Source organism: Myxococcus sp. AB025B, assembly GCF_006518215.1.
GTDB classification, from domain to species: domain Bacteria; phylum Myxococcota; class Myxococcia; order Myxococcales; family Myxococcaceae; genus Myxococcus; species Myxococcus fulvus.
On sequence record NZ_SRLW01000711.1, the window covers coordinates 1 to 460 of the forward strand.

Here is a 460-nt window from a genome sequence, read left to right on the forward strand (position 1 = left end):
CCATTGGCGAGAGCGTTGGCCCCATCGACTGCACAAAGGTCTTTCCGTCTTTCAGGCAACTGGTGGCTTCACGCATCGCCTGTGCCAGCCCTTTACGCCCGCGTCTCGCCAATCGATCGCGGAAGTCCTCCATTGCCTCGACGAGCGGACGGCCGTTGTCGAGCTGCGACGCCAACTGCTGATATAGCATCTTGCGCGTCGACCAAGACAGCCCGGGCTTAAAGAATTTCAATCTTGTGCTCCTTTCGTGGTGATGATGTCTACGGCGCGCTCGACGTCGCGCGGATCGAATCGGCCGCTGAGAACCCCGACCATTGCGTTACTGAGCATGGACAGGTCGGCCCCTTCTCGCTGGCGTTGTTGCCGACGGGCTTCGTCGGTGCCAAGCTTGATGAAGTCGCGCATCAGTGCTGCGCTGGTTTCCACTACCTCGGCCACAGCGGTTACGCCCTGGATCTTC

Annotated in this window: 2 protein-coding genes; both read right to left on the minus strand. The window is 60.2% G+C overall.

All coding sequences use genetic code 11. From position 1 onward, the window contains the following. Window positions 1-232, minus strand: a 232-nt coding sequence (locus FL311_RS43640) for a hypothetical protein (RefSeq protein WP_228557492.1), incomplete at its 3' end; no start/stop codon positions are given. Then, the coding region (locus FL311_RS43645) for a hypothetical protein (RefSeq protein ID WP_228557493.1) at window positions 229-460 on the minus strand (232 nt) is incomplete at its 5' end. The genes FL311_RS43645 and FL311_RS43640, both read right to left, overlap by 4 nt.